This is a genomic window from Cupriavidus sp. D39 (genome assembly GCF_026627925.1).
Taxonomy (GTDB): Bacteria; Pseudomonadota; Gammaproteobacteria; order Burkholderiales; family Burkholderiaceae; genus Cupriavidus; species Cupriavidus ulmosensis.
Window position 1 is genome coordinate 521,770 of sequence record NZ_JAPNLE010000007.1, and the last position, 26,920, is coordinate 548,689.

Below are 26,920 nucleotides of genomic sequence, written 5' to 3' on the forward strand. Positions count from 1 at the left end.
AAAATCCGCCGCAACCTTGCTAACTGTGAGATTGCAAATCGAAGTTCCTCTTCAAGGCGCGCCCCGCTGTTCCCGCGATGGTACTTGGAAATGTTCCACTGTCTGCCCGGCGTTGATCGCCCGCTGCAGCCAGTCCGGCATAATGCCGCAGCCGTCCCAGCCCTGCCCGTGCGCGTTGCGATAGCGCTCCGCGCCAGGCAATGGCGCCCGCGGCGGCTCGGTAAAGCAGCCTGCGGCCTGCAGGTCGGCCAGGGTCAGCCCGTGCTGGGCCATCTGGATGCGAACCCAGGTGATCGCTTCCGCGCGCTCGATTTCGATCGACATGGTGGTGTAGGTGAAGAAATTTGGGGAGGCGCCGGATCCAGCGTTGTGCCGTCTTCTGAGCCTCCCAAGCCCATGCATGTGCTCGGCGTTCGCGAAGAAACGGTTCTGCCCTATAAAGGGAACGGCAGCCGCGATGACCGCCCCGTCATTGGTGCGAGCCCGTGGCGTTACCGGACGCCACGGTGTGAGCCCACTTCTGAGCCTGGTCCGGGAATCGTCGGCGACAGTGGCGAGCGGCGTGAGCCGCATCCCGTTTGAGAGATCAAGTCGAATTCGACGCTTCCCATGGCGCTGCCGTTCATCAACGATGGTGGAGCAAGCCATGGCAATGCGCAAGCGAGACGACGAGGTGTTCCCGAATGCGGCAGGGATCGATATTGGGGCCTCGAGCCACTGGGTGGCGGTGCCGCGACATCTGGCCGAGCAAGCCGGCTGCGAGCCGGTGCGCGAAGTCGGGGCGATGACGGACGATCTCAACGCCCTGGCCGACTGGCTGCTGGGCTGTGGGGTGGACACAGTGGCGCTGGAGTCGACCGGGGTGTACTGGGTCCCGGTGTACGAGGTGCTGGAGCAACGCGGGCTGACGGTCTGGCTGGTCGATGCGCGGCAGATGAAGTACGTGCCCGGGCGCAAGAGCGACGTTCAGGATTGCCAGTGGTTGCAGAGGCTCATGAGCCTGGGGTTGCTGCGCGCGGCCTGGCGTCCCGACGGCGAGGTCTGCGTGGTGCGGGCGGTGGCGCGCCAGCGCGAGGTGTTGATCGCCGAGCAGGCGAGCTGGGTGCAGCGCATGCAGAAGGCGCTGGTGCAGATGAACCAGCTCACCGAGGTGCTCAGCGACGTGATGGGGCAGACCGGGCAGGCGATCATCCGGGCCATCGTGGCCGGCGAGCGCGACCCGAAGGTATTGGCCCGGCACCGCCACAGCCGCATCAAGGCCAGCGCCGAGGAGATCACCAAGGCGCCGACGGGCAACTGGCGCGAGGAGCACCTGTTCGTCCTGGGCAAGGCGCTGGCCATGTACGACGACATTGCCCGGCATCTGCTCGCGTGCGAGGCGAAGCTGCGCGCGCTGCTGGCCGAGCGCGGCGCGCGTCGCGTCGACCTGGGCAAGGCCCCCAAGGCCGGCGCCAAGTCGCGTCTGGAGTTCGACGTGCGCCAGGCGCTGGCGAACTGGGCCGGACCTCACGCGCATCAACGGGCTGGGGGTGACGGTGGTGATGAAGCTGCTGTCGGAGATTGGCCCGGACCTGAGCCGCTTCGCCAGCGTCAAGCACTTCTGTTCCTGGCTGGGGCTGTGCCCGGGCACCAAGATCAGCGGCGGCAAGGTGCTGTCCTCGGGCACCAAGCGTTCCGCCAACCGGGTACGCCAGGCGTTGAAGATGGCAGCGATGGCGCTGTCACATAGCGACTCCGCGCTCGGCGCGTTCTACCGTCGCCTGTGCGCCCGCATGGACAAGCCCCGCGCCAATACCGCCACCGCGCACAAGCTCGCGCGGATGGTGTACTTCATGTTGACCCGCGGTGAGGCCTTCGTCGACCAGGGCCAGCAGCGTTACGAGGAACAGCAGCGCCAGCACAGCATCGCCGCCCTCAAACGCCGCGCCGCCGCACTGGGCTTCCAGATCAATCCCATGGGAACGGCCGCATGACAGTTGCCGTCTTCAGTTTGTTTCTTGAGAGCGTCATGCGGAACACGGTTCGCGGATGTGTAGATGTCGGACATCGACTTATTGCCGCCTGTGTCAAGCGGGCAAATACTGCGGACACATGGAATCCAACGGTGGCACGCAACATGGCCCATAGAAATGTGCACGTAATTCCACACGGCGACATGTGGCAGGTGATTCGCGAGGGGCCGCATTAGCCGTTCTCCGAGCATAGCGCCCAGGAGGAAGCCATTGCCGCCGGCACAGCCGAGACGAAGCAATACAAGGTCGAGTTGCTTGTTCACGGGCGCGACGGTCAAATCCGCGTGCGCCACCGGTAAGTCCATGTCAAGGTCGGCATCCGCCAACGTGCGCAGCCTCGAGCGGTACCGTCAGAGGCGTGATTTCTCTGCTACGACGGAACCGAGCGGCCAGGAGTCCACTGGGGCCGCCGCCGGCGGGGCGCTGAGCTTTGTCGTGCAGAAGCATGCAGCCCGACGTCTTCATTACGACTTTCGCCTCGAGTTGGACGGGACTCTCAAGTGTTGGGCGGTGCCGAAGGGGCCGAGCCTGGATCCGGCCGATAAACGCATGGCGGTACACGTCGAAGACCATCCTCTCGACTATGGGAGCTTCGAAGGGATAATCCCGCCCAAGCAGTGTGGTGCAGGAACCGTCATCGTTTGGGATCGTGGCACATTGCTGTCCGTTGGTGATCCCCTGGAGGGGTACCGCAGCGGCAAGCTTAAGTTCGAACTGCAAGGCGAAAAGTTGCATGGCCATTGGACCTTGGTCAGGATGCACGGCCGCGGCGAGGAGCGCCAGGAACCGTGGCTCCTGATCAAGGAGCGGAATGCTTTTGCATGCCCGGCGGCAGAGTACGACATCACGGCAGCCCTGCCGGACATGTGCTGACCAATGCGAGCATGCGCTCCAACAAAGGCCGCTTCGCCCAGGCAGCGCAGCGCACGCCCAACGCAGGACCGCCCGGAACTCCCAGCAACTGCGCGCCCTGCCCCCTGCCACTTAGCTTGGCGCCGCAGCTCGCCGCCCTGGCTACTGCGGTACCGCGCAACGCCCAGCAATGAGCCTATGAAATCAAGTTCAAATGCTTACCCCGTTGCTTTTCTTCCAACGTTGTCGCCATGCGGCGGGCGGTGCGTTTGGAAAACGGGGGTGTTGCGATCGACTCAAGGCAACTTTCGGCCAATTGCGGACGTTGGCTGAAGGCGTCAGGATTTTGCACCGCTTCTCAGGTTTACTACGACGGTACAGTTGCTACACTTGGTATGGGTCGCGGAAGTCGGGTGCGCGGCCCTCTCAATTACTTCCACGTACTACACGCTGCACACATTGTTCGTGCGGCATGCTCGTCTCGCTGGTCAAACAGGAGGATGCAATCATGCAAACTGTTATAAGGAGATTTTCCGGAAAGGGTGCAAAGGAGTTGTTCGATCTGCTGGAGACGCGCACGGCTGAGGTCGAAGAACTGATGCGTTCGGTCAAAGGTTTTGTCGGCTACACCCTCGCACGCAGCGGCGATGGCGGATTCTCGGTGACTGTTTGCCAGGACAAGACAGGCACTGACGAAAGCGTGCAGAAGGCGAAGGACTGGATCGCGAAAAACGCCGGAAGCACGGGCGTGGGCGCGCCGGAGATATCGGAGGGATCAGTCCTCATTCACCTGAAGTAACTTTGCCTTGCGACTGGCAGCGCGTGAGTTCAGCGGACGGATTGGGACGTACGCAATTGGCCTCACCGTCCACTCCTCACGCCCACGTCTTGCCGGGTTCGTCCAGACCTGCCTTTTGCAGATCCTCCTGGCTCATCACAATGCGGCACTTCTGGCTCTCGTGCCGCCTGACATGCATTCAACGGGCCACGTCCGTACTATTCCGAAAAGCGGAGCGGGCAATCTGTTCTCTTCTTCATCGAGCGGCGAGTCGCGAACAAGCCGACGCACGCGACTCATGTCAAACGTTGAACGGCTGCTTCGGAGGGGACTGACTGGCCGGAGTGGGTCGGGAACGGTAGTTCGCCCACGACCCTACGGCTCCAGCTCTGACGGTCAGCACGCAGCCTATCGCAACGCTGATCGAGGTACTTATAAAAGTTCGACGGATACTGGCTGCTAGCCCCGACCGCCGATGTCCTAAAGGACGCTCAATCATGGCCTACTGCCCTCCTAACCCACCGGGTCGATCGGGCGATTGATGCAGGGGCATCGCCTCGCGCGAGGACCGCGCGGGCCGAGAGAAAGCGGCTGCGGCCGCCTTTCACTGCGCGGCATCGGCAATTGCCGGGGCAACGCACAATAGGCGTGCCGCAAGTTCTCGATCCGACACGGAGTTTGCGCAAGACTCGAAAGTTTCATGTGCGTCGAATGGGGGAATCTGAGGAACCTCATGGTTGCCCCGGGGTGATCGCGTTGCATCACGGAGACCGCTTTGGCGCGGTCTCCACATTGGCTTTGCGCAGTTCGGCGTACTCGTCCGGGCAGGTTTCGGCGATCCGCAGGTCGAACGGGCTAGGACCCATGGTTCTCATCGGTTCTCCTCATTCTGGGAATAGCCTCGCTTGGGTAGACGACGAGGGCAGCCACCGACGCGGAAATGCTCCACCGTCTGCCATGGCGCCGTCCCCGTCCCAGCCTTGCCCGTCCACGCAGCGCTAAGAGGCCAGTTCAATAAGGCTGCGCCGTACGCCTGAAGATGTTCCAGCAGACGAGAGCGCAGCCGAGTTTCAAGAACGCTTCGTGAATGTCGGCCCGCCGATCGAAGCGAATGCGAAGACGACGGAAGTTGTGGAGCCACGAATGAGTCCGTTCAACCACCCAGCGAAATTTGCCGAGACCGCTGCCATGTTCGGTGCGGCGCTTCGCAATGACCGGCTTGATGCCGCGTTCGCGCAGTCGCTGACGATGCGGGTCGGAATCGTAGCCCCGATCAGCATAGATGACCTTGGGCTTCTGAAGCGGCCGGCCGCGTGCACCGCGGATCGGCGCAATCGCGTCGACGAGCGGCAGCAACTGGGTGACGTCGTTGCCTGGCCCGCAACCTTGGCATCGAGGTCGTCGCCGAAGGTACCGAGACGCAGAAACACGTGACACACCTCAAGTCGCTGGGTTGCGATTTCGGGCAAGGCTATTTTTTCTCCAAGCCTCTGGAGTCGGTCGCCCTTTCTGCGCTGCTTGAGGCGCAAGTGCCACAGAATACTCAGGCAACGCTTGATATCGATGCATGTGATGCCTCCGCAGCCAATTGAGCACGCAGTAAGTAGACGCGAGGCCTCGGGATTGCCTCAACAGCGGAGGGACAGTTTCATGCTTTGGCCTTTGGACTTGGATGCGGCATTTTTGAAGTGCGGCCCATCTTCTTGCCAAGCACCTCACCGCCGCGGCCACATGGTTTGCACTTCTGCGCGCTGCAGCAGTCGACAGTTGGCCGTAAGCCGGACAGTAACGTATGAGAAAACTCCCAGATGGGACTGAGGTCTTATACCGAAGACGCGGCGGCCGGTCATTCCACTCCGCATCACGCAAGGCATGACGGCTACCCTCGGTTGGTGCACCGCGGCAGCGCCAAAGAATGGCAACATGTCAGAAGCGGCTCCCGGTTCGGCACAGCCGGAATCCCCCGGGCTGCCAAACCGACCCACGACCCACCGACCCCACCCCTCGAAAGAAGGTGCACAACCGAATCCAAGTTTGCATCATGCTGTGACATACTAGGTAACGAATAGGGGTTGTGTACAAATCGCCGTTCCAAATGATGAATCTAGTAGCTATCAAACACATCTATTCCGTCGGCCAAGGTGCGGATGATTCTCGATTTCCGACCGCCTCTGGACGTGCGTATAGCGCAAGCAGCGCTCCGAAACTCAGGCACCTCGCTAGTCTCCTCAAGCCCACGCAGCCCGGGTATCCTGAGTTTCGCAGATGATGACCTTCGTAGTAGACCGCTCCTCGTGCGTTCGAATCCCAGTCAAGAGCAAGGCAATTGGGCCTCGACATTCTTGGCGGCTGGAGAGGCGCCTCCTCACGACAGTGGAGGCCGACGCTTCTTGCACGGAGCTTGCACATGCCAAAGAAGACCAAAGGTTGGTCTGGAGCTAGGAGGAAGCAAATATGCGGGCCAAGTTTCGAACAAGAAAATGACCAAGTCAGCGGCTCAGCAACGAAGGCGGGGCAAAACCGCAGCCGTCTTACCCATTACGTTTGGCCTTAGCAGTACGGTGCTTCTCAATATTCAACTGAAGGCACGTCTTGCACTGGATGCATACAGGCAAGGCACCTCCAGCCTTGAGGACCGCGTGAACCTAGACACGCTATTTGTGGTGGGGCTTGTACTGGCCAGCGAGCACGCACTGGACGTCGGCAGTTCTATCGAACATTCCCGGCGAATACTTCTCGATTACGGCTCATTTACCCGACAAGAGCAAGAAGGCGTGCCGACCAACGAGCAATTTGCTCAGCTATCCGACGCCCTGAGTTACTGTGAGGCTTTGCTTGAAACTAGTACTCGGAGGAAGGTGAGAGATGCAATACTGGAGGCGCTCCGCATCCAGTCCAAACGCACGGCGGGATAACCGTACAACAACAGTCCCAGTTCTCGTGCGGGTGAGAATCTATCTGCGGCTGCGGAGCCTGTCATTGTTGTGAATCATCATTGGAAGCGCGTCGCAGTGAGAGCGCGCCAAAGCGGGGGCTGAGATCAGTCTTCACGCAAGAGCATAATGAGCCACCTACAATGTGCTCATGTCCTCCGATCCTCAACCGGCGATCTCCGTCCTCCAGTTGCGAATCAGCCTGCGAGGCTTGAGCCCGCCGGTTTGGCGGCGCGTCCTCGTTCCCGAGCACTTGACGCTCGCGCAATTGCACAATGTCATCCAGGTAGTCATGGGGTGGACGGACGAACACCTGCACCAGTTCACCATTCGTGGCAGGCGTTACGGCGAAGCCCACGAGGGCGTCTTGCAATGTTCCACGGTGGCGAACGAGCTGGCTCTGACGGCGTTTGGTCTGCGTGAGCATGAAGGCTTCATCTATGTATACGACTTCAACGCGTGGTGGCGGCACGATATACGCGTCGAGCGGCGTTTGCTGCGGCAGCAGCCTGCGCCACTGCCACGCTGCGTGGCGGGTTGCGGGCCTTGCCCGCCAGAGGACATCGGCGGGATCGAGGGGTATCTGGAAAGCAAGGAAGAGCGTAGCGAATACGAGTTTCTCGAGTGGATCGAGTCGCTGCGCGAGGGCCCAATCGTGCTGGACGAGTTACGCGACGAGGTCGACAAATGGCTGGTTTGGCTGGATCGGCGCTTCGACCGCCGGACCGCCAATGATCGCTTGCAAGAGATCCTGGCATAGACTGGCTGCCCGGACATGCGTGAGAGGCCGCCATGCGGATCAGTTTGCAAGTCGTTGTGGATACCGAGGGTGACACGCCAGCCACCGTGACCGAGATCGCACAGTTCGAGCGAGAAGGCCTTGATGCCGGCTCGCTGGGTCTGCACTTGGCGGAAGCCAAGTCATTGTTGAGCCGGCTGCAGCGCACGATGGTCGCGGCACAGGTTGCCGGGAGTGCCAGCGCGCGCTGGCGATCCACCTGGGCGCCGCGTCCCAGCATCAGACTGTCCCCGAGACCGCTCAGTGCTGTCAGACGGACTTGCGCGGGCGCACCCGGAATGGATAGGATCCTCTCGAAAAGGCGATTGGCGTACGCGGGATCACAATTCCCACCGGCGCTATTCAGGCAGGCGATGGCCAGGTTGGCAAGGGCATCGGGAAATGGCGAAGGCCCCTCGGAAAGGGTTTCCCAAAGTCGGCGTGCCGCCGCCTCCCCGACTGGATTCGCGGAGTCCAGGAGCTGGTAGGCGAGCCCGTTGACAACCTGGGGTGTGATGGCGCCCGCCGCTAACTCCCCCGCAAGGTTTTCGGTCGCACGTGTGGCGTCGACGTCGAAATCGCCTTCCATTAGTCGCCCGAGCGCTACAACACCCGATTCCAATTCCATCCTTTCCTCCGCTGCGCCGAGCAGGAAGTCTAGCAGCATCGATCCGCCACCTTAGTGGTCGCGCGGATGCGCGGCGTTCCGCCCCCTAATTCCCTCGACCTGTTCTGGTCGGTTCAGCCGGCTAAGTGCGGGAGGAAAACGTCGCAGAATTCCTCATGTGCGCGGATTGGCGAGTATTCCTTGCCAAATGGAAGGTACCCATCCATGTCCGACAGGAATTTCCGCGAGGTCATCCGCCGCGCGAGTTCAGCGCGCACGTCCTCGGGGCTGAACGTACTGCCCTCCTGGCTCATGTAGAACCGAAAGGCCGCGCCCACCCGGGCCGGGTCGACTTTGGACGTTGAGCCCGGCGACTGGCTGCAGGACCACGCCCACCACAGGTCGAACAGGTCACGGCCATGCTCGCGCTGCAGGAGCGCTCGCAATTTAGTGCCGAGCATCTCATCTAGATCGTAGGACACAACATCGACCTGCCTGATGCCCTGCTCGGTAGGCACGGCTATCTGGATAGGCACCAGATCAAAGAAGCTCTTGTTTTCGTTGAAATTGACTTCGAGCTTCAGTTGCGCGAGCGCGGCTTCGGTGCTTGCCGGGTCGTAGGTATAGACGATTCGTATGATCTTCGACTTCGCCACGAGATTGCGCACGGCAAGCTGGATGCTTGCAATGACCGACTCCGTCGGCTCCCCGAGGATTGGCGCGACGACGCGGGCGAGCGCCTTCTGGATGTGCCGGACCGGGCGATCGCCAACCAACACTAGGTCGATGTCCTCCGAGTAGCGACTGGCTGGCGCCAGATGCCCCTTGTGGAGGACCGTGCCGCCGCGCATGGCAACCTGCCCTGACAGAAACTTGTCTTCAAAAATCGCCGCCACGACTTGGCTGATCAGGTAGTCCTGCTCGACCATCAGGTCGCTGCTCCACGGCGCCTGCGTGCGCCACTGTGCTAGCTCTCGCGCGGAGATCATTGAAGTTCCTTGAAGAGTGCCATTTGATCTGTGGTGTATTCGACGGCCCATCTCGGATCCTGCATGGGCGCGTGCTTCATGCGATCGACGGGGCCTGTCTCAAGTAGTTGAACTGCGCGGCGCCGGCCGTCCAACCAGGCGGCCACGCTCTTCGCGGCCCTGGTCTGGCCAAGGCGGTCTAAGACGAAACCGATGCGCTGTGCCGCGGCGACCTGCCCCAGCGCATCCAATGCCAGAGTCAAACCGTCGAGGTCGAGATCCTTCGCGAAGTCCCTCGCAATCCGAGCCACCGCTTCAATTCCCCCAATCGCGGTCTGGTGTCGGACCAGGTCCAGGAGTGTGGCCTCACGCGTGCTGACGCGCCAGCGCGAAACTTGCGTTCGCACTCGAGTCACCGGGGTTTCCGCGAGCCGCTCTTTCACATAGAAGTCGACCCGGATGCGACCTACCGCAAGTGAGGATCGCGGCTTGCCTATCATCACCTGGGTCGTCTGCACGGCGTAGTGCGATGAGCCCCAGTGGCGAGCGGCTGAGAGCAGCGCCACATAGTAGTTGGGCTCCTGGTCGCTCAGGCAGTCGTCCAGCCACCAGTCCACCGGCGGCGCGCCGTAGTGAGATTGCTCGGGCGGAATGATGAGCCACCGCGCCGGCCTTTTGGTCGCATTGACCACGTGCCCCTGCCGCGCGAGACGCTGGAGGGCCATTCTGACGGCGGCGCTACCCGGCTCCCGACCGGTCGCGCGGGCGAATTCTTGGGGTGTGAAGAGGTAACGTGCCTGCGCCTGAATAGCGCGCAACGCAACCTGACTCCGATCGGGCCCTAGCGCAGACATGCCTTATCGTGCATACAAGATCATTTGCCGAGTGTAACGCGATTCCTTACTTTGAGCAAACGAGTTTGTCACCTATATGTGCCCTATCCGATGCGCCAGATCTGAACATTATTCACATCACCCGGTCTGCTCGACGCGGAAATGTTCCACCGTCTGCCCCGCATTGACCGCCCGCCGCAGCCAGTCCGGCATCTCGCCCGTCCCGTCCCAGCTCAGCCCCTCGGCATTGCAGTAGCAGACTGAGCGCAGGCTCTGCGGCGGCGCAAAGCACCCGCCCGCCTCCAACTTTTCCATCGTCAGCCCGTACTCGAGCATCTGAGCCCGGATCCAGCGGATCGCGTCCGCCCGCTCAATTTCCCTTGCCATCGTTGCCGTCACGTGGGTTGAGGGAGCGCCGGCGCACCCGGTTCTTCATTCGCGATCGGCCCTTGGCCACCGGCCTTCCGCCGCGCGCCCGTCCGCTCGCGCGGCGCCACGCGCAATTCTGCAAGTTGCTGGCGCGCCAGCGCCGCTTCGGCTCCGGCCCGTTCAGCCCGGCGCTGCGCCCGCTCGGCCGCCGCGAGCCGACCGGCCAGCGTCGCTGTCTGCGCCAGTTCCGTGCGCAGGTCTTCGGCCGCGCGCTCGCTCTCCCGACGCGCGGTGGGCTCCTGATCGAGCGCGCAGCGCGCGCCGCTCGCTGGCTTCGGCGCGTTCCTGGGCGATGCTCACCTGCTCGCGCGCCCGTTCCAGTTCGGTCGAGAATTGGGTACGTAGCTCCACCAGCTGACGGCCAGCTACCGCCCGCCCGGCCTCCAGCCGCGCCTGGGTTGCGGCATGCGCTTGCCGCTCGGCATGACACGCCTCTGATGTTCACCTTGTCGCAACCACTGCGGTAAGCGCCCTTGGGGAGGATATTCGCCAAGGCTGGGCGCGTGCGAGGGCGCTTGCGGGGAGGTCCCGTTCCAGCCGCATGTCAGCCACATACGCGCCGACCGTGATTCCGGAGTTAAATGGAACCAGGGCTGGCGCGCGGGACGGTCCATTAGCGTCACACACGGAGCGTGAACTGCAGACCGCTTAGGTTCGCTGCGAGCTCAGGACTCCATACACCGGGCACGCGGCTCCTCGTCAGCATCCGCAGCGTCTTCGGAAACAGGCCGATTCTGCAGGCGGCTGTGCATGGCCTCGCATCGGATCAACATCGTTGCCGCGGGATCCTCTTCACCGCCGGCACTGCCAGCTTCCGCGGCGGCCCGCAGATATACTTGCCGGGAGACAACGGCGACAATCACAATGATGGCGCCGACGCCGAAGGCTCGGACTGCAATTTGGAGGTATTGCGCCATGGCGAACCTACACCGTATAACAGGAGATGACTGGCAGTGAGACTACACGAGGATGTCTCGGGACGGTGCCACGCCGTTGTAGGATTGACACAATACGTCTCGCCGAGGCGGGGTTGAATAGCACGTTGAGTGACACCGCATGGCGGTACTGAAGAGAATGTCCCGAAAATCGATCTTGGCCTTACCGAGCGGCCACTACTGGGCCACGCCCCACGCGCCCTTTGCACTGGACGGTCCCAATGGCCATGATGAGGTCTTCCCCGGCGCCGAATGCATTAGCGACGGCAAATGGGTCACCTTCTATAAGGACGGGGAAGAAGTATGGGCGTGCAATGCCGTGTATGCCGCCGCCCATTTCGACTTTGCACCGGTTCCAATCCACCGCTCGCCGACGGACAACTGAGGGGCGGACGGTTCCCCCAGGCTGTGGGGTACGTTTCGCCGCCTCCCAACAGTCGAGTCGATTTTTCGCGGACCGGGCGTTATGTCAAATCGCCTGCGTGTCGATGGTAAGAGCCGCGAGTACAAGCAAGGGCAGTAAGAAGGCGAGCAGAAGTTGGGCATGCCGCATTTCTTTCCGTTTAATGGTATCACGCCATTACAGCAGCAGCTCCGCAAGATCTAGGCGGCAGCTTCGTCCGAGACCTCATCGTTTGCCGCACTTGCCACCAGCGGCTTGCTGTCGAAGGATTCAAGCACATCGTTGACGTCATAACTCAGGACCGGACGTTGCTTGACGATGCCGACCACTACGGGCTTGACCAGCATATTGGCAAATGCCTTCTGCGAACTGCTGGCGTACATGGCTTCGAGCGCCTTCGCGGTGATCACATTGTTAAGGTTGGCGCTCAGGCTTTCCACCTCGCGTTCGGTCAGTATGAATAGCACGGCCAGGTATTCAACTTGTCGCTGGACGATCTCCAGCATCCGCTCCCCGTCTTCCTTCATCATGCTCTTGGCGATCGAGTTGGTCACGGCGCCGGCGATCGCGCCACCAATGAAGCCGCCGGCGAATTTGCCGACCCAGATGCCGACCGGCCCGAAGGAAGCGCCGATGGCGCCGCCGGCGATGGCCCCCACGGCGCCTCCTGCCGTGCTGCTTGCCGTGACGGCCAGGTTTTTGGTGAATTGGGCGCTCGACATGCGGCCGCGGATCATCTTGAGCAAGTCAGGTCCCGATGACACCGCTACGATGACCAACGACGCGACGACGGTTCCGCGAAGGGCGTGATTGAGCTGGTTGCGGCTGCTCACCCCCATGCTCTTCTGGAGCGCTTCGGCCATGGGCTTGGAGATTCTGCCCACCTCGATGTACTTCACCGCCGCCTGCACCGTGGCCAGGCGATGCAGCTGTTGCGTACCCACATAGACGATCAGTGTCTTACCGAAGGTCTTGCCGCCCTGTATGCACGCAGCTTGCAGGGCTCTTTTCGTGTCATTGGTATTCAGGTAGGAAATCGTCGCCGTGACGGCGAAGCTGATGCCGCCGGCGCCGATGCTGACGATAGCGCCCTCCTGCACGTCGTATTCGAGCGATGCAAAGGTCCCGAAGCGCGTAATGCTCTTTGCCTGCTCGTACGTCAGATGGCCCTTGACGACAAGGTTCTTTGCCTGCGCGGGATCCGCAACGCCTGGCACTTTTCCTTGCTCGATCTTGCCTTTCATTGTCTTGACAGCTTGATCGTACTGGTCTCGTGGCACCTCGATAGGCATGGGCTTGTTGTCTGAATCGAAGTAGCGGTAGGTGCCATCGCCTTTGTTATCGAAGGCACTACCGATACTGCGCGCACCGGTGCTGCAATATTTCGTCTGGATCTCTTGTCCATTCACCAGGCGGTCCGCGCCATTCTTTGCATTGTCGTCGCCAATCACCTTGGCGGATTTCCCGGTGAGCCTGTCGTGCATGGTATTCGCCCTTTCGGCGGCGAAGCCATGCCCCTGCCCCCCGGCGGCAACCATCTTATGGTTTTGCGACCAGGCCCCGCCCATTTCGATCACCAGAAATCCGGTCGACGAAGCGTCGCTCAAAAACTCGCTGAGTGGCTTGTCTTTGATCGATGTGCATACCTGCTCCGTCTCATGGCAAAAGGGCGAGCAGTACCATTCATCATTCTTGGCGCCGCCGTGCTCACGCACCAAGCCGCACGAGCTGCAGCAGTTCAACTCGTCTTTCCGGCTATGCGTGACGACATAGGAACCATCATCGAAATCGCATTGCTCCACAAAATCGAGGTATCGATCGAAGTAGTCTTGCGCTTCTGCCTGTGGCACAGGAAAATAATCGCCGATGCGCTGCCTGGCCACATCGCGGTGATGACGCAATTCCTGCTCCAGCAGCGCCCGGTATTGCGCCAGCGCGGTATCGTGACAAGCCTTGTCGAACAACCAGATATCGCCGCAAAGCTCGAACAGTTCGACCAGGCCCGCATTATTGGCCACGTTTGCCACCCCGAGGACGATGGCTTCCACATCCTCGGCGTCGACCTGGGAAGATTCCTTGTGAAGCGCCGCGATCGTCGCGGTCAGGTTAACCGCCTTCTTGTTGTCTGCGATCGCCGTCTTGATGCCCTGTATTACGTCGGTATAGCCCTTCTCAAAGACCATGGCTGCAACCATGACCAGGCAGGAAGCCACGCAATATCCCAGGTCAAACCACCATACGGTGGATGATCGCGAAAATATCAGTGTTGTCAGCGCGGGGAAGAAGGCCTGGACGATGACAGAGAACAGCCAGATGCTGATTGCGCTGAAGAACAGCTGATAGGTGAGGTCGGTCTTCTCCGCCGGCAGGCTGATCTCGAGACCATCACGCTCGGCTGCCAGCCTGCGTTTGTGCTGTACGTGGATAAAGATGGGCAGCAATGCGGGAACCAGGTATTTGAGGCTGTCGATTCCAAGTCCCGATATCCAGCCGTAACCGTCATATGCCACCCAGACCGCCACAGCACCGCCGACGACAATCGCTATCCGGCTGGCCAGGGGCCGGCAGTTGTTCTTACGCGCTAGCCGTTCGATGCCCATGCCGATTGCCACGGGCACCCCTACCACGACGGCAAGTGCGATGCCCGCCAGCGCCGCTGCAATCTTTAGCGCAAGGGGCACGATCTTGCCCAACAACGCCAGCGCCATACACAGGAGGAAAAAGCCGATGATGAGTTGTAGCATGGGACGTTCCGAAGAGGCCGATCAGTTCGCTTGTGTCTTGAGTTGCTCGAGCAGCTGACGCTGCTGGGCAAGTTCTGTTTTTTGGCTCTGCACGTCGGAAGAAAATTGTTCGAGTTTGTTGCGCTGATCCACCAGCTGGCTTTGAGAGGCCTGAAGATTGCCTTGTTGCTGCTCGCGCTTTTCTTGTAACGCCGCGCCCGACCTTTCTACATTGACCGTCACGTTGCTCGTGATGTCATCCTGCAGCCTGGCGCGGCGCGCGTCGAATTCCTGTTGCGTGGCTTTCACGCGGCTCGAGTAAGTGTCGCGGGCCTGGTCGAGCTGTTCGCTATACTGCTTCTGTATTGCCGACTCCTGCTCACGAAGCTGACGGCTCCTTTCGCTGTACTCGTCACGGGACAGGCGCTGGCTCTGCATATCCCGGTGCTGCGATTGCAATGCCTGCATTCTTGCGCGATAGGATTGCGTCAACATCGCGTTGCGCGCGTCAAGGTCTTTCCTGTGCCCATCCAGCCTTTCACGCATTTCGGATTGTAGCGTCAGACTGGCTGCCTGCACCTCCCGGCTGACGCTCGATCTGATGTTCAGTTGTTCCTGTTGCAACTGCTTCTGTTCGGATTCGAGGTCGGTTTGGATTTGCTGGACTCTTTCCTTGAGCGCGTTGTTCGACGCATTCCATTCGCCGATCTTTTGGGAAGACAAGGCTTCATCGTTGCCAAGCTTCTCTTCTCTTTTCTGGAGTTCTATCTCCGCAGAAGCGAGAAATGCATGAAAGTTCGGATTGCCCACGATGGCGATATTTGCGCCATGGGCGGTCTTCGGCGCACCGTCAAAGAATGCAGCGGCACGGTCAAAATCGAACTGACTGCGCCAGCTGTCCCCGTCGAATCTAGCATCCGCGGTCCCGGATAGGGATTCCACTTCACCCCTTCGAGCTGCGGGCACCAGGACCGCGGTATTGTTCAAGGTCCCGATTCTTTTGTACAAATCCTCTGTAGGGAGAACCGTCGCGGTGAAGTGATAATGCCATTGGCGAGGTTCCCGGCGCATGATTTCCCACTCTTTGATCTGTAGGCCCCTCACCTGCCATTGATCCGAAAGCTTTCCTGCGAGCTCGACTTTCATATCCGGGCCGTAGTCGCCGCAGCCCGCCAGGACTTGGCAGATGGGTAGGACGCAAACCATCCATTTCACCGGGAAAGGTTGAATTTTTCTTTTAACTGGTGGATGTTGCATAACCTTCAAGATGATGTTGGCGGCCATAGCGCATTTAACGGCGATCAACAGAAAAACTTTAATGATAAACAAGGAATGTCCGCGGGTGCAAGCACGAAGCTGGCCAAGCCTTGATGTGAGGGACGAACCAAGTTGGTGACCTAGTGTCCTGACCGTATCCGGCATTGCTTACCGAGGTCACATGTGCAGCAACTCGTGGGCGGCGATCATGACGGTCAACCCGCTTTCGCCCATTTAGGAGACCGCGCCAAAACGGGGGCGGATTAAGCGGGAAGGCTGTGGTCCTCTTCGCCAATGACGGAGGGATACCATCGTTCAACGTGCGATCGGAGAAGGTCATTGAGCACGGCAGTCCGGATTTGTAGCAGTGCGTGCGCGTGCCGCGGCCGCCAGGCGATCTGTTGGCGTTTGACGAACCGCTTGCTGACCACCTGGTTGACGGCCGACTCGACGAAGCCCGATGCAATGGGCTCCCCATGGCGATAGCGGTCGCCGTAGTTCACGATGAAGCCCCCGTTATTATCCAGATAAATGATCAACTCCTCGAGCTTGCCAAGGAGCTTGGCCGCCTCGGGGCTGGCCTCGGCGTCGAGATCCCAGCCTAGGTTTCCCCACATTCTCTAGAAGGGAGAATACGATGAGCCGGCAAACTTTGAGAGACGCCCACGCCCACGTCATTGGCTATATCGATACTGATGCCAGGGGAGTGCAGACCGCGCGCGACAGCCACCTGCACCTGGTTGGACGCTACGAGCCGCAGCACGACGTCACGCGCGACGACCACGCCAGGCTGATCGGCAGCGCCAACCAGTTCCCCGCACTGATCGCCGTCGCGGCCGAGAGCTAAGGAGTCAGCCCTGCGGAATGCTGAAGAGTAAGGCGCAGCAAGGCTTCGCAAGAATTTCGCTGTGTACCGAACTCCCAGATCGAATAGGAATCTGATTCAAATCCTGGGAGATTTGAGGGCCTTGTCGATGAGCACACCCGACTTCTTTCGCAGCCGCCTGGACGGGATGATTGATCTGCGGCATCCGCTGGCAGTGCTGGCGACCCGGATGCCATGGAACAACATTGAGGCTGCCCTGGCACCGCTGCTAGCTCGCAAGGCGAACGATGGCCGCAACGTGGTCGGCGAGGACTTGTTCGGACCGACGCTGGCAGTGGCCGGTGGGGGCGTCAGTGCCGCTGGCCGGCCTCGCCTACCGATCCGGCTGATGGTCGGGCTGCTCTACCTCAAGCACGCCTATAACCAAAGCGATGAGTCGGTGTGCGAGCGCTGGGCCGAGAACGTGTACTGGCAATTTTTCTGCGGCGAGGAGTACTTCCAGATGCGGCTGCCGTGTGACCCGACCAACCTCGTGCGTTTCCGACAGATCCTGGGTGAGGCTGGCGTCGAGGAACTGCTGGCCACCACGATTGCGGCCGCCGTGCAAATGAAGGCGATCAAGCCGGCTGAGTTCGAACGGGTTATCGTCGACAGCACGGTCCAGGAGAAGGCCATTGCCTATCCGACCGACAGCCGGCTGCTGGAGGTGGCGCGGGCCAAGGTGGTGCAACTGGCCAAACGCGCCGGCATCCAGCTCAAGCAGACCTTTGCCAGGGAAGGCAAGTCGTTGCGATTTCGCGCGGGTGGTTATGCGCATGCTAAGCAGTTCAAACGGCTGAGAACCGTGCTCAAACGTCAGCGCACCGTGCTCGGCCGCGTACTGCGTGAGATCGAACGCAAGATGACGGCGCTCGCCGAGGATCAGCAACAGCGTCTGCGCCCCTGGCTCGAACGCGCCCAACGCATTGCGCAGCAACGCACCAAGGACAAGAACAAGCTCTACGCCTTGCACGCGCCCGAAGTAGAGTGTATCGCCAAGGGCAAGGCCCGTCAGCCCTACGAATTCGGCGTCAAGGTGAGCCTGGCGATCACCGCCAATCAGGGACTCATCGTCGGTGCGCGCAGCTTCCCCGGCAATCCATACGATGGCCACACGCTACACGCCCAACTGGAGCAGACCACCATCTTGCTGCAGGACCTTCCCGGATCGCCCAGGCCTCACACTGCCATCGTTGATCTCGGTTACCGCGGGGTCGATGGCGAAGTAGCGCCGGTGAAGGTGATTCACCGCGGCAGAATCAAAACCATGAATCGTCGCCAGCGCAGAATGCTGAAACGTCGCCAGGCGGTCGAGCCTGTCATCGGTCATGTCAAAGCGGATCACGGCATGCGCCGGAACGTAAGCGAGTCGGCAGGGCCGTGGTGACTGCGCGCTAGGAATAGCGTATGAGGTCAGGCGGCGTATTGGAGTTGGTCAGCGACCTTCCAGGGCATGAGTTCGTCGATCCGATTGACCGGATGGTCGGCAATGTGGGTCAGGACGTGACGCAGATAGGCTTCGGGATCGATGCCGTTGAGTTTGCAAGACCCGATGAGCGAGTACATGGCAGCGGCACGCTCACCGCCACTGTCGGCACCGGCGAATAAAAAATTCTTCCGGCCTAACGCGACACCGCGCAGCGCATTCTCGGCGATGTTGTTGTCAATTTCTGCCAGGCCATCATCACAGTAGTAGACCAAGGCCTGCCACTGGTTGAGCATGTAGTTGATGGCTTTGGTGGTTTCTGATTGGGTCGAGAGTGTCAACAACCGCTCTCGTAACCACACCTCGAGGCCGTCCAGCAGGGGGCGAGATCTTTGCTGCCGCACCTGTTGGCGCACTTCGGGTAGCTTGCCCCGGATTTCCGCTTCGATGGCATAGAGTTCGCCGATTCGTCGCAACGCCTCCGTGGTGGTCGGCGTCGCCTTGCGAGCATGCAAGTCGTGTATTTTTCGTCGCGCATGAGCCATGCAAGCGGCTTCGCGTACGCTGCCATCCGTAAAGATGGCGTTGAAGCCCGCATACGCGTCGGCCTGCAGGATGCCGCGGAAGCTAGCCAGATGAGCTTGGGGGTGCAGGCCCTGGCGATTTGGCGTGTAGGCGAACCAGACCGCAGGCGCAGCGTCCGATCCCGACGCGCGATCGTCTCGTACGTAGGCCCATAGCCGTCCCGTCTTGGTCTGGCCTTTACCTGGCGCGAGCACCGGCAGCGGTGTGTCGTCCGCGTGCACCTTGCCGGGCATCATCACGTATCGGCGCAAGGCCTCCACCAGCGGCCGCACCAGAGCACCGCAAGCCCCAACCCCACGGGCCATCGTCGTGCGGTCCAGCTCCACTCCCTGCCGGGCGTAAATCGCGGCTTGGCGGTACAGCGGTTGGTGATCAGCATATTTGCTGACCAGAATGTGGGCGAGTAGCCCCGCCGTGGCGATACCACGCTCGATCGGCCGACTCGGCGACGCGGCCTGGACGATGCAATCGCAACAGGCGCAGGCCTGCTTGCGTCGGACCTGCCGGATCACCCGGAACGCGCTGTTGATGATGTCGAGCTGCTCCGAGATGTCCTCGCCCAGCGGCTTAAGCTCGCCGCCACACTCCGGGCAGGCCCTATCCTCGGGTTCGAGAATGCGAACTTCGCGCTCCAGATGCTCCGGAAACGGCTTGCGTACCGCTTTCTTCCGGGTGGGAGGGGTTGCATCCGGGGCGGCTTCGGTTTCGGCCGCACCTTCTTCTGCCAGCAGATCTTCCAGTCGGGTCTCGAGCTGTTCGATCTGTCGGTCCAGCTTCTCGGACTTCTGGCCGAACTGCATCCGCCTTAGCTTGGAGAGCTGCAGATTGAGCTGCTCGATCTCCATGGAGCGGACCGCCAAGGCCCGTTCCATGAGTGCGATCGATTCCCGCTGTGCCAACACCAAGGCCTTCAGGGCCTCAATGTCGTCGGGGAGATCGCTGGGGTCGATTGGCATGCGCGCAGTTTACGCACATGCCGCAAGGTTTACAACACCGACAGTGGAGGCCAGGTGCGTTCGGGCTGCTTCCAGTTAATCCCCTCCAGTAGCATCGACAACTGCGCTTGCGTCAGGTGGATCTTGCCGCTGTCGGCCTGTGGCCAGACGAAGCGTCCGCGCTCCAGGCGCTTCGAGAGCAAGCACAGCCCATCGCCCGTCGACCACAGGACTTTGATGACATTGCCTCGCCTGCCGCGGAAGATGAAGACATGGCCGGAGAATGGGCTCTCCTGCAGAGTCGCCTCAACCTTCGCGGCCAGCCCATTGAATCCGGAGCGCATATCGGTCACGCCTGCAGCGATCCAGATGCGTGTTCCCGCCGGCAACCCGATCATGGCGTCAACCGATCCAGTACGGTGCGCAACGTGGTCGCGTCGACCGCGCCTTCGATGCGAATCACCGCCCGGCCAAAACGGATCTCGATGGCGCCGTTCGGCGTCGCCGGCTCGCAAGCCGCTGCCGCCGAACTCACTGGCCTCGGAGCCGGGCGCGGGTCTGGTTGTTCAACGGTCACCGGCAACAACACCGCAGCTTCCTGCCGCTGTTGCGCTCGATAGCTTCGGCGCCACGTGAACAGCATGTTCGCGTTGATACCGTGCTCGCGCGCCAACTTCGATACCGAGATGCCCGGCTCACATGCAGCGGCTGCCAACCGCCGCTTGAATTCCTCGCTATGATTCGGCCGACCTTTGCGACTGCCAGCGACTGGCACTTCCTGTGACTGTGACAAAGTAGTTCCCATCAAATAGTAATGGGAACTACTTTGGAGCCACTCTACTTTGCAGTACAGACGGTGCAGGCGACTCGCTTACGCCGGAACTGGTTGAAGGGCGAAATTGGTGACGCCGTCCATCCTATCCTCTGTGCTGCAGGCTTCAATCTCCGTTGGCTGCTGCGGGCCATTGCCCGCCTGGGCATCCGCGCGTTTTTTTCGTCTTGATTCTGCTCACAGGCATGGCTCGATCCGCCAGGGATGCAGCCAATCGATCTTGCCCGCATGCCGCAGTCAATTAATGGGGGCGGCTAGAATCACCCACCTTTTAGCCACGCTGAGCTCTCAGACTGAATTCTTCAGGTCCGACTAAGGAACGTGCCATGTGGATGCAATCCCATGCCGGATTCGCCAGCAGGTAAGGCGGGGTCGCATCGTGTCCGTTTGCCGCCGGCTGTGCGTCCATGCGATGGATCGGCGGATGCGCGAGGCGGCTGTCCCGGATGACCAACTGCAGTTCGTCCGGCTGATTCGCCGTGGCAAACGCGGCCAGAATGCTCCTTGCCACCGAGCCCTACTGCGAATCGCTACCGCCAGGGATTTGCGCGGGAAGTACGGATACCCCGACTAGCTCTCGATATTCCAAAGCATTTCAACGCCGCCTCTCGCGCTTAGCTGACGCGCGCGCTCAACCAGAATGTCCGTTGCAATCAGGCTACCTCAAAGTCCCTTATATTTGGGCTCGTCAGTAAAAACTGTGGGTGAGTTTTGGCTCCGGGAGCTTCCCGAGCCCGTGATATAGCGCGATTTCGGTCATGCGGAAGGTCCGGAATCCGTATGCTTTTCTCATGGTGACTTTGGCTTTGTTGTTGAGCCCTTCGATCACCCCGCTGGAGAACTGCTTTCGCGCCCGGAAGTAGTTGAGGATGAGTTCGCGGTGAGTGCGGACAGTGCGGGCGAACTTCTTCATGGGTTCGATGCGCGAGCGCATGACCTGCGTGCACCATCGGTCGAGGAACTTGCCGGCCCAGACCGGCGATTCGTATTCCCAGAGCGACTGGAATTCCTCCTTGAGCAAATAGGCCCGTACGCTCTGCAAGTTGTAGCGCAGCAGATCGCGCAACCGTATCCGCTGGGTATCGGTGAGGTTCTCCCGACGCTTGAGCAGGCACCAGCGGGATTTCTTCAGCACGGGCTGGTAGCCATCGTTTGCCATGCGTCGGGCTTCGGCGGCGCGCACGTCATCCAGGGCGAGGTTCATCTTGGCGACGATGTGGAAGCGATCGAGGATATTCAAAGCATTGGGGCAATGTTTGGCGATCAGCTTCAGATAGGGCTTCCACATGTCCGAGCAGACGAACTCGACTTTGGCGGCGATCTCGGCGCCGATCAAGGCAAAGAATTTCTCGAAGCTCTCTGTCGTGCGCTCCTTGCCGACCCACAGCAAGCGGATGCAACCAGCCTCGATCTGGTAGACCAGGGTCAGATATTGATGCCCCCGACCATACTGAATCTCATCGACCCCGAAGGCGCGGATCGGCCCCAGCGTGCGGTGGGCCAACCCCCATTCCACTACCCATTCCACTGCCTGACTGACCTTCTCCCAACTGGTATGGAAGCTGCGCGCCGTTTCCTGCCAAGACAGCTTGCGTGCCCAGTTGGCCAGATACAGCATGTACGCTTTCGTCAGCGTGTGCTTGCCAATACCCCAGGGTACCTGTTCAACCTTGACGCCGCAGCCGCGCTTACACTCTACACGCCGCATCGCGTACAGTAAGACCACGGCAAAGCCCCAGATCGGGATGAACTCGAAGCGGCGCGTTGCCAGCGTGTCGTAGCCGCGGGCCTGTTGGCCGCAGCCCGAGCAGTGCGGTCGGGAACCTCGTCGCGGACGCACGTCGATCTCGATGGTGTTAGAGGCCTGACACAAGCGAGCGCTTTCGTACACAAAACCGGGGAAGTGATGGCAGGCATTGAGCAGGCGGGTCAGCAGCATGGCAGGTAAGCGCAAGACAGTTTCTTTGACGCCCATTGTCCCATCGGATGCGGGGGCGGACCTCAATGCGTTCGTGCCGGACCTGGCGAACTGGCCCACCACCTGGCAGATTGAAGCGCCCGATATCGCTGCCGGCCAGCGCATCATTGAACTCCTGACACCCTTCCTGATGGACCTGTTGACACAGTCAATCACCGACAAGACCCGGCGCCGTCATCGCGACCATCTCTGGATGCTCGGCGGCGAAATCATCCGTCGTCGCCATGAAGATTCCGACTTGGCGAGCCTTGCCACCGAAACTCTGCTATTGCAAATGATTGACGACGAGGGCGGACCGCTCATCTGGCCACGCATCACGGAGACCGAGCAGAAGGCCTTCGATACCACTTCGCGCAAGCTCTATCGCTACCTCATGCGGGTTCAAGAACCGTAGTCAGGCCAAGAAAACCACCCACAGATTTCCCCGACGAGCCTATATTTGAAAAACTCGTCGGGATAGCTTCTGAGAGGAATTCGGGGGTACCCGACCCCTCAACCGGCCGACGATCGTTCAATACAGGGCGCCGGGAGCGGTCGTTCATCGCTGACTGCCAACTGTCCACATGTCGGTGACTCTCCGGCCAGTTCGCTGACGTGCCTGGCCGCCGTGCGTACCCCACGCGCCGACAATCCGCCTTTGGTGGGGCACGGCCGGTGCGGCGGCATCGCGTGGCCAGGCTGGACCTAGTAGCCTGCCTCCACGAGCGCACGCACCAGCGCCGCTCCCCGCTGCACACGATCGACCATATCGACAGGCCCATCGGATGATGGCGCCTGAGAGATTGCGAGCAGCCATTGTCCGTCAGTCCGCGTAACGGCGTGCGCGGCGAACACGTGGCTCACCGCATCGTCGATCACCGAACCCGGGACCAGCACATGGAAGCCCTCAGCAACCGCGCGAAGGGCGATGTCGCTCTTCCTCAAAGGCATCCAACGCGGCTCGGTCTCGTAGCCCGTAAAGTCTCTGTCGACGACGTGTTCTTGCTGTCCGCTCTGCACGCGGACAGCATGCAGATACGGGTCCCGGTAGTAGCTGTTCATCTGCTGCTTGTCCAGCATGCAGATTGAGTACTCCAACCGACCATCGATACCCACATATCTGCCGGATGCTCCTTCTCGCATAGCGTCGTACTTGACGAAGTAGTAGCGCCAGTCGTGTCGCTGTACCTGCTCGCACTGCAACAGGTAGTCCTCCATGAATCCTCTTAGGGTATCTGGCAGCGGAACGTCACCGCGCGCGTCGACATGATCGAGCAAGCGGCCGAGCGCCTCACGGGTGGGCCCCATGTCATCGCGCCAGGATGCGGAGAACACTTCTCGCCACGGTGCCTGATTGCGCGAGGACCCAAATAGGAAGAAGCGGCCGCGCACGCGGATCGCGTAGTCGCCGGCGGCAAGGAGCGCACCCGTGATCAACGGCAAATGCCGAGCGTCGGAGAACAACTTCGAGAAGGCGCGCGCGCGACGCGGCAAGGTGTGCTCGTCGAGGTCAAAGGCAACTAGGCAGCCGCGCAGCAGCGGGTGGTCCTCGAGTTCAAAGACAATCGGCTCAAGCGCCGGATGTGCATGGAGGAATTCTCGCTTGGCGCGCTCTTCGGCCCCGTGGATGCGCTGGTTGAAGCCTGAGATACCGTCTAGCTGACCCTCGACAACGATGCGCTGCACGTCGTCGAGTAACTCGGGCATGCGATGAGCACGAAGTTCATCCTCGGAGCCTTCAATCAGATTGCGCACGACGCGCAGGCGGCGCCCGAAGTCCGCGGAGTCATGCCAACGATGCAGCAGGGTCGCGTAGAAGAGCAACGCCTCGGGCCATCCGAAGTCACGATTACGAGCTCCCGTGTCATGGCTGCGGCAGCATGCGGCAAAGAGGTCGCAGTTGCCGCGGTCGGTTGGCCGGAACAGTCGCAATGGCGACACTTGGCCCACAACCTGCGCTTCATCCGAATGCTGCGAGACGAACCAGCGCGCAAACCACTTGTCCGGATCTATGCCCACCCAAGCATCGAGGCCCTTCATAAGCAGGTTAACATGGGCGGCGGCGTCCTTGCCAGCGCTGCCATAGGTTCGAAGCGATTGACCTTCCAGATCCTCTGATGGATTTGCGATTTCTCCTGCACGCCAGACGCAGACATCGGTGAGGTAGCGGATGTAGCGCACCATCGCCTCATCCATCGATCCGTTTCTTGCGCCTGGTCGCCAGAAGACGTCGGCCCACTCGCCATCTATTTTCCTCGCGAACTCGCCGGCAGACGATGGCGACGACGTCTCGAGCAGACGTTCAAAGCGGGCCTTGAACAGCTCGAACTCTGTGAGGGGCTTCCCCCGAGAGTTCATCTTAATGTAAATATCGTTGCCAAGGCTCATCGCCTTCATCGGCAGTACGTGGAAGGTGATCGCCGCGGGCTCGTCATCCGTCAGCCGGCGCCAAGCCCGCTCCATGTTGACGTCCTCTAGTTTGCGATGAAGTTCATCCAGTACCACCAGCATTGACTGGATTGTTGGGTCGTCATCCCACGTTTGCAGGAACCATGGTTGGTCGGTGATCCAGCGGGACGGAGACTCTTGCCCCCGCGTTGGCAGGCTCTTCGCGAGCTGCTCGCAGAACATTCGCGCGCTCGCGCGCGTCGCGTATGTGAGGCGCAGCCATGGCAACGATGGGTCGAGCCGGTTACACCGAGCCGCGACGTACCAGTGTAGGAGGAACAGCGTCGTTAGGCGCTGCTGGCCATCCAGCGGCAGCAATGCATCGCCCTGAACATCGCCGTAGACGAAATCCAGGCTGAGGGACGAGTCTCCGTTGATCGCCGCAACGAGCGCATCGAGGAAGTTGTCCCGGATGCGACTGGTGCGTGTATCCTGCCGCCCCTGTGCGTAGTCTCGCTGTAGGATCGGCACTTCGATGCGTGCGACGGTTACGTTGTCTTCGAAGACGCGCGTGAAAAGACCCGCGTACGAGGTCTGCAGGCTCTTCATCCCAGATGCTCCTCAGGGTTTAGGTAGTCATACACAATGCCGCCCGACGTGACACTGGCGCTGCTCACGCTACCTATCATCGCGTCGAGGTAGCTCTCGCGGTCGCGCAGGCTCCAGAAGTGGATCTGTTGCGCATCCGCGCCAGTGAAGTACTTAAGGAATACGTGCCGGGTGCTGACCGGGACGTAGGCGCCTTGGCGATCCATTTCGACAATCTTCTGGCGCTTCACCTCGAACACGGCGTTGCTAAGCGCCGAATTCGCGCCGCTCGGGAGAAGCGCGAGGTTGCTGATGGAGTGGACTGAATGCATAGCTGCGCCCATCCCTTCCTCCGCGAGAGAAAAGAACTCCTGGATCTGCGCTGCAAGGTCGTTAAAGGTCGCCCCCCGATCTCATCGGGGAGCTTACGGAGTCGGTCGAGGAGGCGATCACGTAACACAAGTCGCTCAGGTTCCTTAACGGATAAGGACTCCAGCACCTCATGGTGGAGACTCAACCACTCGCGCCATTGCTCGGCCTTGTTAAGGGACTGGGCGTGCTGCGCGTGGATGTGTTCGAGCGACCAGGCCTGCGCCTTGTGCGAGCGAAACGGATAGCGCTCAGTCGAGTGATGGCTCTGGCGTACCGTCTCTACGTTCATGAGCAAAAGTAAGCGCTCGGCCTTGGTCCAGTCGCCGGCCCGTTCGTAACTTAGGTTTGCGGCTTCGGATGGCGTTAGATTGAGTGCCTTCCTAATCTGATCGTCGAGTTGCGCCTCGAAGTCCCGCTTAGTGAGCGTTAGAGCGATACGCACGAGTTCCGCGAGTGGCTGACCGACGGTGATGAGATAGCCGATCTTGTGGTATAGATCGCGACTGCGGAACCAGCCCATCACTGTCGCATGTAGACCCACCACCTCGTTCCACACGTCCTGTGGATGGTTCGATTTCTCAAGACGTTGTCGCAGATTATCGAATACGTGGAAGCTGCCCGGCGTATTGTCGATGGCCTGTCCGGCCAGAACTTCGAGCAGCAGCGAGATCCGTGTGGGCCTGGACTCGGCAGGCTGGCTGCTGACAAAGGCCCAGATCTCCGGATTGCGCAGGTCGCGCTCAATAGCATCCCATTGCGCGGCGACCTCAGTCGGCCGGTCGGCTGTTCCACCGGTGGTCGACAAGGCTGAGAGAAGCAACGCCTTGAACAGTTCGGCGTCGTCCAACGGAATCCGACCCACGTTCAGCCGAGTGAAGAGCGCGGTCGGATCGAGGTCGTGCGGGGCCACGTACCATATGATTCGCACATAGCGCATCAGCGAACCGAAGATGTCGTCGGCGACCATCTGCCGGCGATTTAGCGGAAACTGCTCGAACCATCCGCGGATGCAGTGGTACGCGCGATGGAGATGGTGGAAGTCGATGTTCTCGGCGCTACGCTCGGCATCGAGGGACTCGAGGTAATCTGCACTTTTCTCCCGCGTCTCATAGGTGATCCGGTAGGCCGGTTCGATGCGCGGCTTCAACTCCGAATCGCGTAAGTAGCGGAACAGAAGGTATAACGTCGTCAGGCGCTGCTGGCCGTCCACCAACTCCCACTCACCATCACCCCGGGCCTGCACAACCACAGGCTGCAAGCAATAGGGCTTGCCAACGTTGTCAGCCAGGTCGCTTAGCAAGCGGACTACTTCCGGCTCCATCCAGCGGTATCCGCGTTGATAGTGGGCGACCAAGAAGTTGCCTTCGATCTCTCCCACCAACTTGCTCTGTAGAAACGCGCCGCCTGGCACTGCGTCCGGTTGGATTTGAATCATCGTGATCTCCCTTTGAGGCGCCCCCGCTC

22 protein-coding genes and 5 pseudogenes are annotated in these 26,920 nt (G+C 60.7%); 10 read left to right on the forward strand and 17 right to left on the reverse strand.

Annotation, left to right across the window (positions count from 1 at the left end):
- Positions 1–51: 51 nt before the first annotated feature.
- Complete coding sequence (locus OMK73_RS09595) at positions 52–324, reverse strand: H-NS family nucleoid-associated regulatory protein (protein WP_267601798.1); 273 nt, start codon at positions 322–324, stop codon at positions 52–54.
- A 322-nt stretch (positions 325–646) separates the two neighbouring features.
- Between OMK73_RS09595 and OMK73_RS09600 the strand changes: the two are divergent.
- From OMK73_RS09600 to OMK73_RS09615, 3 genes and pseudogenes are all read left to right on the forward strand, one after another.
- Positions 647–1,973, forward strand: a pseudogene (locus OMK73_RS09600) (IS110 family transposase).
- Between the two features lie 294 nt (positions 1,974–2,267).
- Complete coding sequence (locus OMK73_RS09610; protein ID WP_420715494.1) at positions 2,268–2,885, forward strand: DNA polymerase ligase N-terminal domain-containing protein; 618 nt, start codon at positions 2,268–2,270, stop codon at positions 2,883–2,885.
- Positions 2,886–3,372: 487 nt separating this feature from the next.
- Complete coding sequence (locus OMK73_RS09615) at positions 3,373–3,663, forward strand: hypothetical protein (protein WP_039013194.1); 291 nt, start codon at positions 3,373–3,375, stop codon at positions 3,661–3,663.
- Positions 3,664–4,653: 990 nt separating this feature from the next.
- Here OMK73_RS09615 and OMK73_RS09620 read toward each other — a convergent pair.
- Positions 4,654–5,013 (reverse strand): annotated as a pseudogene (locus tag OMK73_RS09620) (transposase); the annotation flags it as partial.
- 20 nt (positions 5,014–5,033) lie between these two features.
- Between OMK73_RS09620 and OMK73_RS09625 the strand changes: the two are divergent.
- The 3 genes from OMK73_RS09625 (at position 5,034) to OMK73_RS09635 (ending at position 7,335) form a co-directional block, all read left to right on the forward strand.
- Positions 5,034–5,234 carry an EAL domain-containing protein gene (locus OMK73_RS09625; protein ID WP_420715514.1) on the forward strand — a complete coding sequence of 67 codons (201 nt, stop codon included), beginning with the start codon at positions 5,034–5,036 and terminating at the stop codon, positions 5,232–5,234.
- Between the two features lie 888 nt (positions 5,235–6,122).
- Positions 6,123–6,557: a hypothetical protein gene (locus OMK73_RS09630; protein WP_267601799.1), complete on the forward strand. Its 435-nt coding sequence runs from the start codon at positions 6,123–6,125 to the stop codon at positions 6,555–6,557.
- A 169-nt stretch (positions 6,558–6,726) separates the two neighbouring features.
- Complete coding sequence (locus tag OMK73_RS09635; protein ID WP_267601800.1) at positions 6,727–7,335, forward strand: plasmid pRiA4b ORF-3 family protein; 609 nt, start codon at positions 6,727–6,729, stop codon at positions 7,333–7,335.
- Between the two features lie 759 nt (positions 7,336–8,094).
- Here the strand turns inward: OMK73_RS09635 and OMK73_RS09645 are convergent.
- The 5 genes and pseudogenes from OMK73_RS09645 to OMK73_RS09665 all read right to left on the reverse strand — a co-directional run bounded on the left by OMK73_RS09645 (position 8,095) and on the right by OMK73_RS09665 (position 11,107).
- Positions 8,095–8,949 carry a nucleotidyl transferase AbiEii/AbiGii toxin family protein gene (locus tag OMK73_RS09645; RefSeq protein ID WP_267601801.1) on the reverse strand — a complete coding sequence of 285 codons (855 nt, stop codon included), beginning with the start codon at positions 8,947–8,949 and terminating at the stop codon, positions 8,095–8,097.
- Entirely contained in the window at positions 8,946–9,746 is an 801-nt protein-coding gene (locus tag OMK73_RS09650) for a type IV toxin-antitoxin system AbiEi family antitoxin domain-containing protein (RefSeq protein WP_267601802.1), read from the reverse strand. Before OMK73_RS09650 ends, OMK73_RS09645 begins: the two co-directional genes overlap by 4 nt.
- A 153-nt stretch (positions 9,747–9,899) precedes the next feature.
- Complete coding sequence (locus OMK73_RS09655) at positions 9,900–10,148, reverse strand: H-NS family nucleoid-associated regulatory protein (RefSeq protein ID WP_267601803.1); 249 nt, start codon at positions 10,146–10,148, stop codon at positions 9,900–9,902.
- Between the two features lie 8 nt (positions 10,149–10,156).
- A pseudogene (locus OMK73_RS09660) lies at positions 10,157–10,613 on the reverse strand (KfrA protein); the annotation flags it as partial.
- A gap of 242 nt (positions 10,614–10,855) precedes the next feature.
- Entirely contained in the window at positions 10,856–11,107 is a 252-nt protein-coding gene (locus OMK73_RS09665; protein ID WP_267601804.1) for a hypothetical protein, read from the reverse strand.
- Between the two features lie 139 nt (positions 11,108–11,246).
- Here OMK73_RS09665 and OMK73_RS09670 point away from each other — a divergent pair, with 139 nt between their 5' ends.
- Positions 11,247–11,510 carry a hypothetical protein gene (locus OMK73_RS09670; RefSeq protein WP_267601805.1) on the forward strand — a complete coding sequence of 88 codons (264 nt, stop codon included), beginning with the start codon at positions 11,247–11,249 and terminating at the stop codon, positions 11,508–11,510.
- Positions 11,511–11,728: 218 nt separating this feature from the next.
- Here OMK73_RS09670 and OMK73_RS09675 read toward each other — a convergent pair whose 3' ends face one another.
- The 3 genes and pseudogenes from OMK73_RS09675 to OMK73_RS09685 form a co-directional block, all read right to left on the reverse strand.
- Positions 11,729–14,272, reverse strand: a complete 2,544-nt coding sequence (locus OMK73_RS09675; protein WP_267601806.1) for a hypothetical protein — start codon at positions 14,270–14,272, stop codon at positions 11,729–11,731.
- 21 nt (positions 14,273–14,293) lie between these two features.
- Entirely contained in the window at positions 14,294–15,580 is a 1,287-nt protein-coding gene (locus OMK73_RS09680; RefSeq protein WP_267601807.1) for a hypothetical protein, read from the reverse strand.
- 191 nt (positions 15,581–15,771) lie between these two features.
- A pseudogene (locus tag OMK73_RS09685) lies at positions 15,772–16,116 on the reverse strand (ISKra4 family transposase); the annotation flags it as partial.
- Positions 16,117–16,145: 29 nt separating this feature from the next.
- Between OMK73_RS09685 and OMK73_RS09690 the strand changes: the two are divergent.
- Both OMK73_RS09690 and OMK73_RS09695 read left to right on the forward strand, forming a co-directional pair.
- Entirely contained in the window at positions 16,146–16,355 is a 210-nt protein-coding gene (locus OMK73_RS09690) for a hypothetical protein (RefSeq protein WP_267601808.1), read from the forward strand.
- 127 nt (positions 16,356–16,482) lie between these two features.
- Positions 16,483–17,730 (forward strand): annotated as a pseudogene (locus OMK73_RS09695) (IS5 family transposase); the annotation flags it as partial.
- Between the two features lie 56 nt (positions 17,731–17,786).
- Here the strand turns inward: OMK73_RS09695 and tnpC are convergent.
- From tnpC to OMK73_RS09715, 4 genes are all read right to left on the reverse strand, one after another.
- Complete coding sequence (gene tnpC, locus OMK73_RS09700) at positions 17,787–19,340, reverse strand: IS66 family transposase (RefSeq protein ID WP_267601809.1); 1,554 nt, start codon at positions 19,338–19,340, stop codon at positions 17,787–17,789.
- A 29-nt stretch (positions 19,341–19,369) separates the two neighbouring features.
- A complete protein-coding gene (gene tnpB, locus OMK73_RS09705) occupies positions 19,370–19,717 on the reverse strand; it encodes an IS66 family insertion sequence element accessory protein TnpB (RefSeq protein ID WP_267601810.1) in 348 nt (115 codons plus the stop codon).
- Positions 19,714–20,124, reverse strand: a complete 411-nt coding sequence (tnpA, locus tag OMK73_RS09710) for an IS66-like element accessory protein TnpA (protein ID WP_267601811.1) — start codon at positions 20,122–20,124, stop codon at positions 19,714–19,716. Before tnpA ends, tnpB begins: the two co-directional genes overlap by 4 nt.
- Positions 20,125–20,839: 715 nt before the next feature.
- Positions 20,840–22,090 (reverse strand): ISL3 family transposase, encoded by a 1,251-nt coding sequence (locus OMK73_RS09715; protein ID WP_267600435.1) that lies wholly within the window; start codon positions 22,088–22,090, stop codon positions 20,840–20,842.
- On the opposite strand from OMK73_RS09715, the gene OMK73_RS09720 reads away from it, so the two are divergent.
- On the forward strand, positions 22,089–22,523 hold the full coding sequence (locus tag OMK73_RS09720; RefSeq protein WP_267600436.1) for a hypothetical protein: 435 nt from the start codon (positions 22,089–22,091) through the stop codon (positions 22,521–22,523). The genes OMK73_RS09715 and OMK73_RS09720 overlap by 2 nt on opposite strands.
- A gap of 290 nt (positions 22,524–22,813) precedes the next feature.
- On the opposite strand, the gene OMK73_RS09725 is transcribed toward OMK73_RS09720, so the two are convergent.
- Genes OMK73_RS09725 through OMK73_RS09735 form a run of 3 tightly spaced genes read right to left on the reverse strand, consistent with a single transcriptional unit; the run spans position 22,814 to position 26,891 of the window.
- The gene (locus OMK73_RS09725) at positions 22,814–25,105 is read right to left on the reverse strand and encodes a DUF262 domain-containing protein (protein ID WP_267601812.1); all 2,292 of its coding nucleotides are present in this window, start codon (positions 25,103–25,105) and stop codon (positions 22,814–22,816) included.
- On the reverse strand, positions 25,102–25,344 hold the full coding sequence (locus OMK73_RS09730) for a hypothetical protein (RefSeq protein WP_267601813.1): 243 nt from the start codon (positions 25,342–25,344) through the stop codon (positions 25,102–25,104). The genes OMK73_RS09725 and OMK73_RS09730 overlap by 4 nt, the downstream gene beginning before the upstream one ends.
- On the reverse strand, positions 25,332–26,891 hold the full coding sequence (locus tag OMK73_RS09735; protein WP_267601814.1) for a DUF262 domain-containing protein: 1,560 nt from the start codon (positions 26,889–26,891) through the stop codon (positions 25,332–25,334). The genes OMK73_RS09730 and OMK73_RS09735 overlap by 13 nt, the downstream gene beginning before the upstream one ends.
- Positions 26,892–26,920: the final 29 nt, after the last annotated feature.